Raw genomic sequence first — 13,833 nt, 5'->3', positions numbered from 1 at the left:
CGTTATTTCCTTTTGGATTCAGCGGTCAGATGAGCGGTATAAGGCGGCAGGCAAAGGCGGTCACTGCAGGCCTGGAAGCGAACGTCAACCGGTATGGTCTCGGGTGTCGCTGCACCGTCCTTCTTCACGGCGAGCGTGAAGCTTACGGCGTTCAGGTAATACAGCGTCTCCATTTTGAAGTTGGCATCCTCGTGTTTTGTCACCTTGCCTTCAGCAACGGGCGACTGTAGTGCGTAGGGCGCGCCAGCAGGAATGCTGATCTTTAACGGCGTGGGGCCGCCGGGCGGCTGCGAGAGTGCGTAAACATGCCAGCCGTCCTGGATGGTCGCATGTAGTGCAACCGAAGCGGAGTATGCGGAGGAGTGGGCGACGGATGCGTCCCACTTCACGATCTCTGAGGGCCGCTGGCCGGACATGGCCGCCGCGCTGCAGAACAGGAGCGATGCTGTAATTGCTGAAACTATTTTCGACATGGAAATCCCTTCGTTGCGTCAAGCTGTATTGCGAGGGATGGAGTGGTTGCACCGCGAACTCCATCCCCTCTCGGCCCGTGATTAGCGCGCCTTTGTTGCCCAGTATTCGGACTGTCCAGGGAAGTGCGGATTGTCTGTGAAATTCGTCAGTACGGCGTGGCGAACATCGAGTATGTCGATGGGACCCTTGTGTGCGTAGACCAGCTTGCCACCTGGCGCCAGTACTGCAGTGAACTCCTCATTCGGTCGCCAGGTGTCGCCAAAGGCCGCCTGTACCGTCTTCATGTCTGCAGATGAAAGCTGCAGGTTGCGACTGGAGGCGTGCTGACTGTTGAGGAACTCCGTTGCCTTGGGCGTGTTTGCCGCAGCATCGGTATCCACCGTTACAAAGTCATAGGAACGGCCGCGGTACATGCGGAAGGTCGTCTCCAGCTCCGCGAAGTCTTTGGCGCCGTTCGGTGTGCCGGTACTCCAGAAGTGGATGACCGTCACCTTGTTGCCGGCGTTTGCGCGAAGGGCGGCCAGATCCGCAGCAGAGGCAGCGTTCAAGGCGACTGGCTCCGCCTTGATGCGTTCCATCTCCTTCTCGACATCGCCAGACTTCGACAGCCATTTGGTGGAGCACCCGAACGCGGGACGATGCGGCGTCGCGACGGTCCCACCTGCTAAGAGCGCTTCAATGGCGTCGTGTGCATCATGCACTTTCACCAGCTTTTCGTTCTGGTTGTCGTCGATGCGGCCTTCGTAGCGCAGCTTGCGGTCCGCATCGAAGATGAAGACATGCGGTGTTGCGACGGCACCGAACTTTTGCGCAATGGCCTGTGTCTCTCCGTCGTACAGGTAGGGCCAAGGGATTTGGCGGTCGTGCACGCGGATCTTCATGTCGGCCGGTGAGTCGGTCAGGTCTGTGTAGCCCAGTTCATCCAGCCGAACGGCCTTCGGGTTGTTGGGATTGATCGCCACAAATGCAACACCCTTGTTGCGATAGCTGTCGTACAGCCCACGCATGCGCCCTTCGTAGTTCTCGGACACCGGGCAGTGAATCGACTCGAACATGACCACGAGCACTTTTGCATCTTTGAACTCTGCAAGCGTATGGACCTTGTCGTCCGTCCCCTTCAAAGCGAAGTCTGGCGCAGTGGAACCGATGGGAAGCAGAGGATGTTCGGCATTGCCTCCCATCGGAATGAGTTCGGAGACGCCGATGACTTTTTGTGCAGGAGGTGTGTCTTGTGCGGGTGCGGATAGGAACGTAACGGCGAGTGTGGCCAGCAGGAAAACGGACGAACTACGCATGATGAGCTCCTGGTAGGGTGTGGTGGAAGGTGCGTGACAAATGGCAAGAGCTATTTGCTTGCCCAGTACTTTTGCGATCCGGCGTGTTCGGCGTCATCCGGAAGATGGGCAAGAATCGCCCTGCGAATCTCCATCAAATCGATCTCACCCTGTTCGTGAAAGAGAACGTCGCCTCGGGGAGACAGCAGCACCGTCACGGGAACGGCCGAACCCACGTTCGGATCAAAGGCTTCCTGCATGGCGTAGGTATCGTCTGAGCCGTAAAGCAGGTTGCTGGTACTGGCGTGCATCTTCTGCAGGAAAGCGAGCACCTCGTTCTTTTCATCCGGAACGTTGGAAGAGACTGTCGTGAAGGCGAACGGCCGATCCCGGTACATGCGATTGGTCGCCATAAGGTCAGGAAACTCCGTGACGCAAGGACCACACCAGGTGGCGTAGAAGTTCACCAACAGCAGCTTGCCGGTGGGATTCTTGCGGAGTGCAGACAATGTCTCCGTCGTCGCCAGCGTGACACTCACCGGCTGGGCGTCAGTCGACGGCTGCCCGGCTGCCGGTCGAAACAGCAATTTGCAGCCCGCAGCGGTGGTCGTCGCGAAAGCGACTGGCTTGTTCGCCACCAGCGCCTCCACTGCGTCCATTGCACTGTGCACCGTCGCCTTTCCCTCGGCCGGATCGCTGTCGATCTGACCCGCGTACCGCAGCTTCCGTTCCCCATCAAAGATGAAGACCGAAGGGGCGACCGTAGCGCCGAACGCGTGGGCGGTGCTGCTCGTGTCGCCGTCGTACAGGTAAGGGAACTGAAACTTTCGGAAGGTGGCTCTCTCCTTCATGTCGTCGAGGCTCTCGCTGACATCGGACCAGGCCAGGTCCTTCTCGGTGACGGCCTTCGGATTCGAGGATTGAATCGCGACCACCGAGACGCCCTTGCTGCCGTAGCTCTGAGCCAGCCGGTTCAGTCGGGCCTCGTACACCTGCGATTCCGTGCAGTGGTTGCATAAGAAGGCGACGACCAGTATCCGGCTCGACTTCCACTCACTGGGCTTGTGGACCGCGCCGTCCGTTCCGGTTAGCTGGAAATCCGGAAGTGGACTACCGATCGGAAGCGGTCCCGCAGGTAGTTGACCCCAAGCGTCAGAACCGGGGAGGGCGCGAGTCCCGGAGAGTAAAAGGAGTGCGAGGAACACCCTTAGAAAAATTCTGCACATGAAAGACGTTCCTTTCGAATCGACACGACTATCTCTAGGCGTTCGCATTGCCAGGAACAAGCATCGTGCGGTGCCGTGCATGCACTGCGAGGTCCAAGTGCTTGAATCCCGGGGGCATTTGCAGAGTTTACGAAGGACGTTGCGGAGTGCCGGGCGAGCGGGAGCGAGGCGTTCGCGGCATCGCGAAGACTTGTCTGCTTGTGATACTGTCGGTTCCGAAGAAGCGCAGGAGGGCAGCGTCGTGGTTCGTGATCGATCTGTTTTTACGGAAGCAGAGCAGGAAACGATCCGACATGCGGCTTCGCAGATCCTCGCTCATCCCGCGTTCCGTGCCAGTGAACGAAGCACCAGGTTATTCCGGTATCTGCTGGAGCGAGCGCTTCTGAGCGATGACGAGGTGCTGAAAGAGCGGCGCATCGGTCATGAGGTCTTTGGCCGGGAGATCAGCTACGACACTTCCGACGACCCCATCGTTCGAAACGCAGCTTCCGACACCCGGAAGCGTCTGCGCCAGTATGACGCGGAGGCAGGTTCCGGGCTGCCCGTACATATCCTGCTGGGACCAGGCGGATATGCGCTGGAATTCCGTTTCGAGCAGGCGGTCGAGCATCCTGCTGAGAAGGTCGCTGAGGTTGCCTCCGTCCTGCCGGAAGCCTTACCAGCTGCAAGACCTCCGCGAGCAACTGGCTTGGCTCGTCCGGGAGGTTCCAAGCTGCCATGGTGGATCGCGGCCGTTGCGACGGCTGCGTGCATCCTCTTTGGACTGGCCTTCTTTTGGGAACGTCAGGAGCTGCGAAGCGGTGTGACGGCGCTTTCCGATAATCCTCTATGGAGCCCGATGCTCAACTCAGGGAAAGAGATCTTCGTTTGCCTGGGGCATGCGGGAAACACGGACCCTCAAGAAGCTCCAACGAACCCCACATCGGTCGCAATGCAGCGCATCACGATCACGGACCTGAAGGCCTACACCAACATCTCCGGATTTCTACAGATGAACCGGCAAAACTTTCAGATGCGGACAGACAATCAAACCACGCTTCTGGACTTGCGGGATCGCCCGACGGTCTTGATTGGCATTGGAAATAATCAATGGGCTCTTCGGCTCACCAGCAACCTGCGTTATCACTTTGATTTCAGCCACGCAGATCCGAAGAATCCTCAGCGCGCCGTTTCTATCGTCGACTCAGAGCACCCCGGCCAGACGTCCTGGATCGTGCGAAGCGGCTTGAACGCCACCACCGATTCGGACTACGCCATCGCTGGACGTCTGCTTGATCCGGTCACCGGGGGACTGATTCTCTACGTGGCGGGCGCTGGAACCGTCGGAACGCAAGTAGCCTCCGAATTTGTGACGCAATCAGCGTTTCTGACGCGCCTTCCCGAAAGTCTGAAAAACCCACGGACAAACATTCAGGTTGTGCTTAAAACACCCATTGTCGGTGGCATCCCAGGAAAGCCGGAAGTATTGGCAACACACGTCTACTAATCCAGCGGTTGGCAGGGAGAATTAGGACATTGGGGCCTGTGGAGGCGTGGTGATGGACGTCGCCACACCAGTGTTTAAAACGCAGGAGGGGCAGCAGCAGCGTCGTGATCAATGCGCGCTCTGATAATGAGTTGGCACGATCACTGCCTCCGTAGCAAAAGCTCTGGCGCGCAGTTTCCATGAATTAGGCCGTAGTCAGTAGATCCTCAATGCGAATGGGAAGATGACGCACGCGAGTGCCGGTGGCGTGGTGGATGGCGCTTGCGATAGCCGGTGCGACCCCTGCGAGACCAATCTCTCCCACGCCGCGCGCTCCCGCAGGGTTGAGCTTGTAGTCGGGGTACTCCACGAAGGTGACGTCAATCTTGGGGCAGTCTGCATTCACCGGAACGATGTAATCGGCAAGGTTTGAATTAATGGGAGCGCCGGACCGCTGATCGTACTCGTTGCCTTCCAGCAGCGCCATGCCGACGCCCATGACGATGGCACCTTCGACTTGATTCCGCGCCGTAGTGGGATTCATGATCTTGCCGACGTCCATGACAGAGACGACCCGGCTTACGCGCAACTGAGCGATCTCGGGACGCCAGGTGACCTCAACAAACTGTGCACCGAAGCTATGGAAAGAGGCATCCTGAAAGCCGGGGCCGAAGCTCGGCCCTGACTTGCCGTCTCCATTGACAGATTCCAACCGTGCGTTTTGCACGATCTGTCCCGTAGAGAGAGAGGTACCCGCCTGGCCCTTGATGCGAACGGTACCGTCATGCATTTCCAGTTCCGCGGCTTGCTTTCCTTTGAAGGGCGAGTTGGGGAGCGACGGAGCGACAGAAAGCAGCGCGCGCACTGCATTTTGCGCTGCTTGTAAGACGGCCGGCACAACGGACGCGGTAACGGCCGAACCGCCGCTGAGAGGACCGGGTGGAAGGGAAGAATCACCGATCACTACCTCGATCTTGTCGAGTGGGAGGCTGGTCTCGTGAGAAACGAGCTGCGCGATGACGGTGTAAGTACCAGTGCCGATGTCTTGCGTTCCGCAGACAACGCGAGCAGTTCCGTCACGACGAAGCTGCACACTCGCCTCGGTCTCGAAGCGGACCGCGATCCAGCTTGCGGCAGCCATGCCCCATCCGATGATCGTGCCGTCCGCGTTCTTCATGGAGCCGATCGCAGGATTTCGCTTCGCCCAGCCGAACTTCTCTGCGCCGACCGTAAGACATTCCTTCAGGTGCCGCGAGGAGAAGGGCCTTTTGCTCTCTTCATCGATGGATGGCTCGTTCAACAACCGCAATGCAACCGGATCCATCTTCAGCTTGATCGCCAGCTCGTCCATGGCCGATTCGATGCCGTAGATACCGGGAACCGCGCCGGGACCGCGCATCGGTCCGGGTGTACCGACGTTGCGGCGCGCCTGGGCACCGGTGACGAGTACGTTCGGGCACGAGTACATGAAGGACGTGGCTTCGCCGCAGTTCTCGTTGTATTCGTCGGTCATGGAGGTATGGTTCACCCAGTCCTGGCCAACGACGGTCAGCTTGCCATCTGTACTGGCAGCGAGCTGAATGTGCTGCTCGACAACTGGACGATGCCCGACGCTCTGAAACATCATGGAGCGGCTAACAACGAGCTTCACCGGTCGACCGAGGTTGCGAGCACAAGCTGCGGCCAGGAACGCCTGCGGCCAGGGCCAGCCTTTGCCCCCGAATCCAGAACCGAGGAAGCGCGTGATGACCTGGACATTTTCTTTCGGTACGCCCAGCATCGACGCCATCACGCTGCGATGGTTCATCACACCCTGCGTGGTCTCGTAGAGCGTGAACTTACCATCTTTGTAGACCGCGAGCGAAGCGTGCAGCTCGATGGGATTGTGCGTCTCACCCGCGAGCCTGTACACAGCGTCGTGCTTCACAGGGGCTGCGGCAAAGGCCGCGGCCGTATCACCACGTTTGGACACCGTACGCTTTTCAGGTGTACTCAGCTTGGTGCCGATGAGGGTTTCGCTGATGTCATGTGGCGTTTTTTTGTACGTCACCTTCGTGGCTTCAGCGGCAGCGCGCGCCTGCTCCAACGTTTGCGCAACCACCACGGCTACATACTGGCCGTAGTAGTAAACGGTGTTGTCTTCAAGGGGAGGCCGCTTCTCATTTAGCGTGCCAGCTCCGGGCGCAATTCGGTACAGCGGACCGATGTTCTCGTGCGTATAGACGGCCACGACACCGGGCATCTTCGAAACTGTAGACGTGTCGATGTTCTCGATGGTGCCGCTTGCGACCGTTGCGCAGACAGGCCATGCCTGCAGCAGGTCCGGAAAGTGGAAGTCAGACGAATACTTCGCTGAGCCCGTCGTCTTGAGTGGTCCCTCGATGCGAGGTGTCGCAACGCCGATCACATTGCTGTCACGCACCAAAGGAGGTGACGGCGGTTGATTGCCCTGTGCCGGACGCTGCGGAGCCGGTTGTGCCTGCCCCTGGCCTTGCCCTTGGGGCTGCTTGTCCTGCATGTTGTTCTGCTTAGTCTGCGTCTGCTGCTGCTCGACCATGTTCGTCTCCATCAGGCCACCGCCTGTGTGAGGGCGTGCGTAAGGCAACGCTTCGCCAGTTCGATCTTGAAACCGTTCTGTGTCTGCGGGTGTGCCTTCCGAAGCGCTGCTTCGGCAGCCGCCCGAAAGTTGGCTGCAGTCGCTTCCTTGCCGTGTAATGCAGCTTCGGCTTCCAGGCTGCGCCAGGGAACTGCACCAACCCCGCCGAGCGCGATGCGCACGTGGTCTATCCGAGTACCCTGCCGCTTCACAACGATTGCAGCCGACGCCAAAGCGAACTCGTAGGAAGCACGGTCGCGCAGCTTGAGGTAGAGGCTCTTCGCGCCCGTTGGTACAGGCGGCAGCGTAATCGCGGTGACCAAATCGCCGGGATCAAGGAGCGTTTCACGCTCCGGAGCGTTGCCTGGTAGCAGGTAGAACCGGGAGATCGGCACCGTGCGTTCCCCCTTGGGACCGGTGATGTGGATCTCCGCTTCCAGAGCGACAAGAGCTACGTTCTGATCGGAAGGATTGCTGGCGATGCACTTCTCGCTCGTTCCCAGAATGGCGAGCATACGGTTCTGACCATCAATGGCAGAGCAGCCCGTTCCGGGCTGGCGCTTGTTGCACCCATAGGCGATGTCGCGGTAGTACATGCAACGAGTTTTCTGGAGAAGATTGCCTGCAGTTGTCGCCATGTTTCGGAGTTGCGTCGAAGCGCCCGCAAGCAAAGCCTGTGACAGCACCGGGTACCGCTCCTGCACCAGTTTGTTGTTTGCGACTTCACTGTTACGTGCGAGCGCTCCGATACGGAGTCCGCCATTTGGAAGCGGCTCGATCAGGTTCAACGGGAGTCCGTTGATGTCCACCAGCTGGCGTGGGGTCTCTACGTTGAGCTTCATGTAGTCGACAAGATTGGTGCCGCCCGCGATAAAGCGGACCGTCGCTCCCTGCTGCGCCGTTTCTGAGGCGGCCTGCGCACGGATTGCTTCCGGTACATCTTTGACTGTGACAAGTTCAAAGGGCTGCATAGGTCATGTCCTCTCTAAAGGGTTCCGTTGCGACGGCAGGATTGCACGGCGGCGACGATGTTGGGGTAGGCTCCGCAACGGCAGATGTTCCCGCTCATCGCTTCGCGGACGTCTTCATCGTCAGGTCCCCAGGATTCCTTAAGCAAGGCCGTGGCGCTCATGATCTGTCCGCTGGTGCAGTAGCCGCACTGGTAGCCATCATGGGCGACGAAAGCAGCCTGCATCGGGTGCATCTTGTCGGGCGTGCCCAGGCCTTCAATCGTGGTGATCTCTGCGTTCGTCTGCATCGTTGCCAGCAAAAGGCAGCTGTTTACCCGCTGACCATTGAGGTGAATGGTGCACGCTCCGCATTGGCCGTGATCGCAGCCTTTCTTCGTGCCGGTCAGGTGCAGGGACTCTCTCAGCGTGTCGAGGACCGTAGCCCGAGGGTCGATCTGGACCTTGTGGACGCGGCCGTTGACCTTCAGTGTTGTGGCTATGGTGCCGACAGGAACATCTACAGGAGTTGCATCCTGAGTCGTCGGAGCATCCATTGCGGAGGCGAGCGGGGCCGCCACTGCTGCCGTGGCGGTTGCAACACCTACGGCACCAGCACGGCCCAGAAAGGATCGCCGGCTTAGCTTGCCTAAAGTTGTCATCGTTGTCGCATCGTCTTCGTGCGTAGGCATGCATCCTCCTTGAAGCGTGCAGAGGGAGCACAAGGGTGGCGGAGTGTCCGTCGCCAAAGGGTCTCTGGCAGTTGATCAGGCTCTGGTGCTGCGCGGCGTACTCGTCGTCTGGACCTTGATGGCCAGCACCGCTGCGGGACGTCGAGTACTCACTGCACGCTGTTGTAATCCTTGTCGCTGACGGGTTCGCGCCAGATGGTCTTGCCCTTCGCCGTGGGGGACACCGCGATGTAGGCGAAGGTGCTCTTGGGAGCGGCGGCGTGCCAGTGCTCCACTCCCGGCAGGCTCTTGATCACATCGCCTTTGTGTACGATCTGGACCGGCTTACCGCGTTCCTGGTAGTAACCGGTGCCTTCCGTGATGAGCAGCACCTGGCCTCCGGGATGGATATGCCAATCAAGCTTCGCTCCGGGACCGTAGGTCGCTGCTGCGATGGTCGGATCGAAGGTGCTGTCCCCCACGCTGAGTTCATTCAGCCAGATGTCACCCGTGTGATTCTTGACCGTAGAGAGCTCGCCCTTGGGGAAGATAGGGTCCGCTGTCTGTGCCTGGGCTTGCGGGAGGATCGCGATGCTCAGGGCGAATGCACTGGTCAGAAGCTTCATTTTCATTGAGGGATTCTCCTTCTCTGCTTGCTGGGTCATGGATGCCGGTTCTACAGGTCGGCGCGCTTGCCTGATTCGGTGGCCAACTGCATGACGTCGAGACGAGGCTTCCAGGTATCGGGAACCGCAGACGCCGAACCGTCGGGATGGAACTCAAAGATTAGATCCTTATTTGGATCGTTGCGTGGCCAAACTGGCATGCCTTTGCTGTTTGGATCGCCGGTCTTCGCGAAGTTCACCCAGTAGCCTTGCGCCATGTGCGAAACTGCCTCATCCTGCGGCGTTGGTGGAGGGGGCGGTGGCCCGAAGCCGCTGGCTGTCAGCGTTCCGAAAACAAAGGCGATCTCGCCGCCGTGCGGTGTTCCAGCGCGCAGTCTCTCCCGCATCGCGGCCGGAACGTAAGAGAAGCGATAGCGATAAGCCGGTGCGCCGATGCTTGCAAAGGAGTTTGCTGCGAAGCGAGCGGGTTCAGCCTGACCGAAGTCGTTGTTTGCCTCGGCGACGAGAGTCGCCAGATCCTTCGTACCGTCCGGGTCATACGCCGCCTTCGCCTGGGCGCTCCACTGACCAAAGCGGGCGAAGAGTTGTTCCTTCGATGTGGCCTTCACACGGTTGCCTGCCGTATCCGCGCTGTTGCTTCCCATCATGATCGGAATACGCGGCTGGTGGTGGGCCTTGTAGGCAGACTCCGCGGTCTCCGTGATCAACTTGCCATCGAGAATGGGAGTCGTCTCATACGACGGTGCGGTTGCGCCCGGCGCGCCCCGTAGAACTTCTTCTGCCGTGAGGGCACGGAGCTTCGCGAGAGCGGCTTGATCGCTTCCTTCGATTCCCATGGACTTGGCAAACTGGATCCCGATCGTCTCAGCCGACACGGGGTAGTTCGGGTCGGCGCCATCCTTGCGCATTGGGCGAGCCGTAAGAACGCTGTCACGCGAACCGCCAGACTCAACGATGGCCTTCTGAAACAGCCCGCGCGCCATCGGTATAGTGATCAGGCTATGTACCGAGACACCGCCTGCGGAGAAGCCAAAGATGGTGACGTTTCTAGGGTCGCCCCCAAACGCGGCAATATTCTGCTGCACCCACTTGAGTGCCGCGATCTCATCCATGTAAGCGTAGTTGCCCTTGAGTTCGTCCGTGTGCTCTGCGCTGAGGGCAGGGTGGGCGAAGAAACCGAACCTTCCGACGCGGTAATTCGCAGTAACAAGGATGATGCCCTGCTTCGCAAACTGTGTGCCTGACGTATTGGGTGAGGAACTGGAACCACCGGTGAAGCCGCCGCCATAGATCCAGACCATCACGGGCAGCTTCGCGCCCGGCTTCGTATCCGCAGGCCGCCACAGATTCAGGTACAGGCAATCTTCCGATGATGTTGGCGACATGGCAGCGCCAGGACGGAAGCCACCCTGCGCGCAATCAGCACTGAACTTGTCTGCATCACGCACGCCTTGCCAGGCGGGCAAAGGTTGTGGAGCACGCCAACGGTTTGCTCCAACGGGCGGCGCGGCAAAAGGGATTCCCTTGAAGGCGTTCACGTCGCCATCTGTCACGCCGCGCACCATTCCGGAAGCCGTTCGGACGGGCGAAGTGATCGAAGCGGCGGTGGCTGGGGCGTTCGGAGTTTCCTGCGCAAATGCTCCCTGCCGAAGTGCGAGTAACAAAGTAAGTCGGACAACAAATGCTTTCGGCTTCACGTGATGTCCCTTTCCGTGCTGATAACCGATGCCAGGGTCTGCAACTTGCTGAGGGCCCTTGGATTGGAGTTACAGCGTGCCCGTTGGTTGCGACGCTTCAGACGCGTCGCCGTCGATAGTCTGCTCCATGGCGGAAGGCCGCGTCTCACCGAATCGGCCAACGGGCACTTTTCGAGGGCGAACGCACCTGTAGGAATGGGGAACGAAGACGCTGCGCGGACCTGTGCGCAAGGCGGGAACCTGCTGCAAGCCATCACTGGAGACACAAGAGTTCCGATGTCTTTTTTTAAGCCAGGAACAAGGGTTCCTGCTTCGTGCCTTGCGTCCACCATGCGGGACGACCCGTTCACCACATCTCGGGAGCCGTTCGCCAATTGTGGTGAAAAATTGAGCAGGTTAGGTTTCAATGGTGACGTCCTGGGGGCGGTGTGTATTGCGTCCTCTAGAAGACGCGTGTGCAGCCTGGGAGAGAATCATGAGAGCACCAAAGGACTTCAGGGACGACCAACCGCTACCTTCTTATGCACGGAGGGACTCGATGGCAGTTACAGGCAATTCATTCGGCAAGCGGTGCGCAATGGTGCCGACGCTGGTGATTGCCGGCTGTCTCAGCGTCCTCGTCCTGACCTCGGCTTCACGCGCTGTCGGCCAGACCGTGAAGACGCACGAGGCGGCTTTTGAGACGTGGTCCGACGAAAAGCCCGGCAACCGAGTGCTACTCACCTACGCGGACATCCCGGCGCCACACCCGGAGGAGTCTGTGGCGAGATTCCCTGCGATCGTCGCCAGAAATGGCGCCGTGCCGATCGCGAAGCCAGGCTACAAGGTGACGCTTTACGCCGAAGGTGACTTCAAACAGCCACGCCTTGTGCGAACTGCTCCCAACGGTGACCTGTTCGTTGTCGACGTGGCTGCAAAGACGATCGTTGTGTTGCGCGGGGTCGGCCCCGACGGGAAAGCCGCGCAGCGCGCGGTCTTTGCAGACACAGGCATGGATCGCGCCTTCGGCCTCAGCTTCTGGCCTGCGAAGAATCCGAAGTATGTCTATGTCGGAAACATCAGCTCGGTTGTTCGCTTCCCGTATACCCCCGGCCAGATGAAGGCATCCGGACCCGCTGAGGTAATCGTGAAGGATCTCCCAGGTGCCGGCGGGCACTTCACGCGCGATGTGGTCTTCTCGAAAGATGATTCCCGCATGTTCGTCTCGGTCGGATCGGGATCGAACGTCGATGATCCCGACACACATCCTGGCGAATTTCACCGGGCCGACGTGCTCGAATACAAGCCGGACGGCACATTTGTGAAGGTGTTCGCCAGCGGTATCCGGAACTGCGTTGGCGAAGCCATTAATCCCATCACGGGAGATCTGTGGTGCTCCGTCAACGAGCGCGACCAGTTGGGCAATCATCTTGTCCCCGACTACATCACGAGCGTGAAGGAAGGCGGCTTTTACGGCTGGCCATGGTTCTACATGGGCGGTCCCAGCGGCGGTATCCAAGACCCACGACATGCGGGCAAACATCCCGAGCTGCAGAGCAAGGTGATCACTCCGGACGTTCTGATGCAACCTCACAACGGCTCGCTCCAGATGACCTTTTACGACGGCAAAGCCATGCCCGGCGTGGCAACGGGAGACATCTTTGCTGCCGAGCACGGCTCCTGGAACAGGGAGCCACGCACCGGGTACGAAGTAGCGCATATCCCGATGAAAAATGGAAAGCCAACAACCGGGGAGTATGAGGACTTCGTGACCGGCTTTGTGAATTCAGAAGGCGGCGTGTGGGGCCGTCCAGTGGGCATCACCACGGCAAAAGACGGAGCCTTGATCATCGTGGACGACGGATCCAATATCGTGTGGCGAGTTGCGTACACGGGCAAGTAGGCGACTTCGTCGAACTTGGGAAGCTCAATACAAGAATGAGCGAGCCGCCGGCTTGGAAGAAAGCGTTTCCAAGTTCACCTGCTGCGCTCCGAAGCGGGCTTTGCGTAGACATCTCTTGCGACAGCAATGGCGGAGACTGCATTCGGCCATCCCGCATAGAAGGCCAGGTGCGTAATGATCTCCACCACTTCTGCCTGCGTCACGCCGTTGTCGCGTGCCCGTCCAAGATGCGAACGAAGTTGGTCCGGACGATTCATCGCGATGAGTGCGGCAACGGTGATAATGCTGCGGTCACGCTTGGAGATCTCCGGCCTCTCCCATATGTCGCCGTAGAGCACATCGTCCGTTATGCTCGCGAGCTTTGGGGCGAAATCGCCCATGGCCTGCTGCGATGGCCGCGGCTTCGGCTGAGCCGGTGCAGCCGGTTCTCGCCCTTCTTTTTCTTTGGCGATGGGCCCGGCGTACTGCTCGTCCGTAACTTTATCCGCCCACGTCACGGATTGCCCGTTCAACTGTTCCACCACTGCGATATGCGCCATGCCGCTCCCTGGAGCAGCCCCATGCCAGTGCTTCTGCCCCGGCGGGATCCACACGACATCGCCCGTGCGAATCTCCTCTACTGGATCGCCCCAGCGTTGCACTCGGCCGGTCCCTGTGGTGACGATCAACATCTGCCCAAGAGGATGCGTATGCCAGGCAGTGCGTGCACCAGCCTCAAAGGAGACCAGTGAACTCGCTGCTCGTGCGGGAGATATCGCCTCAAAGAGCGGATCCACTCGTACTGCACCGGTGAAGTGCTCAGCTGGTCCCTGGCGCGAAGTTTGCGTACCACTTCGCCAGATCTTGATTGCGCCTTCGTCTTTCGTGCCCTGACCGTGGAGACCAGGCAATGTTCCCACAAGAAGAACGCCTGTCAGCACCAGTTTCTTCATGGGGTTTATCCATCCTCTGCGCAGTCGCAGCGTACGATGGTTC

11 protein-coding genes are annotated in these 13,833 nt (G+C 59.4%); 2 read left to right on the top strand and 9 right to left on the bottom strand.

The annotated features are described in order from the left end of the window. Nucleotides 1-2: 2 nt before the first annotated feature. From BLW03_RS04460 to BLW03_RS04450, 3 genes are all read right to left on the bottom strand, one after another. Nucleotides 3-473 (bottom strand): protein-disulfide reductase DsbD N-terminal domain-containing protein, encoded by a 471-nt coding sequence (locus BLW03_RS04460; protein ID WP_083350326.1) that lies wholly within the window; start codon nucleotides 471-473, stop codon nucleotides 3-5. Between the two features lie 81 nt (nucleotides 474-554). Further along, nucleotides 555-1,769 (bottom strand): redoxin domain-containing protein, encoded by a 1,215-nt coding sequence (locus BLW03_RS04455; RefSeq protein ID WP_212733130.1) that lies wholly within the window; start codon nucleotides 1,767-1,769, stop codon nucleotides 555-557. A 50-nt stretch (nucleotides 1,770-1,819) separates the two neighbouring features. Next, nucleotides 1,820-2,974, bottom strand: a complete 1,155-nt coding sequence (locus tag BLW03_RS04450; RefSeq protein WP_074652530.1) for a redoxin family protein — start codon at nucleotides 2,972-2,974, stop codon at nucleotides 1,820-1,822. Nucleotides 2,975-3,215: 241 nt separating this feature from the next. Here BLW03_RS04450 and BLW03_RS04445 point away from each other — a divergent pair, with 241 nt between their 5' ends. Then, nucleotides 3,216-4,460, top strand: a complete 1,245-nt coding sequence (locus BLW03_RS04445; protein WP_139285091.1) for a hypothetical protein — start codon at nucleotides 3,216-3,218, stop codon at nucleotides 4,458-4,460. 184 nt (nucleotides 4,461-4,644) lie between these two features. Here BLW03_RS04445 and BLW03_RS04440 read toward each other — a convergent pair whose 3' ends face one another. From BLW03_RS04440 to BLW03_RS04420, 5 genes are all read right to left on the bottom strand, one after another. Continuing rightward, nucleotides 4,645-7,044, bottom strand: a complete 2,400-nt coding sequence (locus tag BLW03_RS04440; protein WP_244501961.1) for a xanthine dehydrogenase family protein molybdopterin-binding subunit — start codon at nucleotides 7,042-7,044, stop codon at nucleotides 4,645-4,647. Next, nucleotides 7,008-8,006 carry an FAD binding domain-containing protein gene (locus BLW03_RS04435; RefSeq protein WP_074652528.1) on the bottom strand — a complete coding sequence of 333 codons (999 nt, stop codon included), beginning with the start codon at nucleotides 8,004-8,006 and terminating at the stop codon, nucleotides 7,008-7,010. The genes BLW03_RS04440 and BLW03_RS04435 overlap by 37 nt, the downstream gene beginning before the upstream one ends. 14 nt (nucleotides 8,007-8,020) lie before the next feature. After that, nucleotides 8,021-8,674: a (2Fe-2S)-binding protein gene (locus BLW03_RS04430; protein WP_074652527.1), complete on the bottom strand. Its 654-nt coding sequence runs from the start codon at nucleotides 8,672-8,674 to the stop codon at nucleotides 8,021-8,023. Between the two features lie 149 nt (nucleotides 8,675-8,823). Then, nucleotides 8,824-9,285, bottom strand: coding sequence for a cupin domain-containing protein (locus BLW03_RS04425; RefSeq protein ID WP_212733129.1), 462 nt, complete (start codon nucleotides 9,283-9,285; stop codon nucleotides 8,824-8,826). Nucleotides 9,286-9,329: 44 nt separating this feature from the next. Continuing rightward, nucleotides 9,330-10,976, bottom strand: coding sequence for a carboxylesterase/lipase family protein (locus BLW03_RS04420; RefSeq protein ID WP_074652526.1), 1,647 nt, complete (start codon nucleotides 10,974-10,976; stop codon nucleotides 9,330-9,332). Nucleotides 10,977-11,514: 538 nt separating this feature from the next. Between BLW03_RS04420 and BLW03_RS04415 the strand changes: the two genes are divergently transcribed. Continuing rightward, nucleotides 11,515-12,858, top strand: a complete 1,344-nt coding sequence (locus BLW03_RS04415) for a PQQ-dependent sugar dehydrogenase (RefSeq protein ID WP_244501960.1) — start codon at nucleotides 11,515-11,517, stop codon at nucleotides 12,856-12,858. Nucleotides 12,859-12,932: 74 nt separating this feature from the next. On the opposite strand, the gene BLW03_RS21180 is transcribed toward BLW03_RS04415, so the two are convergent. Next, complete coding sequence (locus tag BLW03_RS21180) at nucleotides 12,933-13,790, bottom strand: (R)-mandelonitrile lyase (protein ID WP_074652525.1); 858 nt, start codon at nucleotides 13,788-13,790, stop codon at nucleotides 12,933-12,935. Nucleotides 13,791-13,833: the final 43 nt, after the last annotated feature.

Source organism: Terriglobus roseus, assembly GCF_900105625.1.
Lineage (GTDB): Bacteria > Acidobacteriota > Terriglobia > Terriglobales > Acidobacteriaceae > Terriglobus > Terriglobus roseus_B.
This window is presented reverse-complemented; position numbering and strand designations above follow the sequence as displayed.

What these genes read in the sequence shown, in the direction of transcription:
- BLW03_RS04460 (WP_083350326.1), bottom strand. Translation starts at nt 473, where the DNA reads ATGTCGAAAATAGTTTCAGCAATTACAGCATCGCTCCTGTTCTGCAGC.
- BLW03_RS04455 (WP_212733130.1), bottom strand. Translation starts at nt 1,769, where the DNA reads ATGCGTAGTTCGTCCGTTTTCCTGCTGGCCACACTCGCCGTTACGTTC.
- BLW03_RS04450 (WP_074652530.1), bottom strand. Translation starts at nt 2,974, where the DNA reads ATGTGCAGAATTTTTCTAAGGGTGTTCCTCGCACTCCTTTTACTCTCC.
- BLW03_RS04435 (WP_074652528.1), bottom strand. Translation starts at nt 8,006, where the DNA reads ATGCAGCCCTTTGAACTTGTCACAGTCAAAGATGTACCGGAAGCAATC.
- BLW03_RS04430 (WP_074652527.1), bottom strand. Translation starts at nt 8,674, where the DNA reads ATGCCTACGCACGAAGACGATGCGACAACGATGACAACTTTAGGCAAG.
- BLW03_RS04425 (WP_212733129.1), bottom strand. Translation starts at nt 9,285, where the DNA reads ATGAAAATGAAGCTTCTGACCAGTGCATTCGCCCTGAGCATCGCGATC.
- BLW03_RS04415 (WP_244501960.1), top strand. Translation starts at nt 11,515, where the DNA reads ATGGCAGTTACAGGCAATTCATTCGGCAAGCGGTGCGCAATGGTGCCG.
- BLW03_RS21180 (WP_074652525.1), bottom strand. Translation starts at nt 13,790, where the DNA reads ATGAAGAAACTGGTGCTGACAGGCGTTCTTCTTGTGGGAACATTGCCT.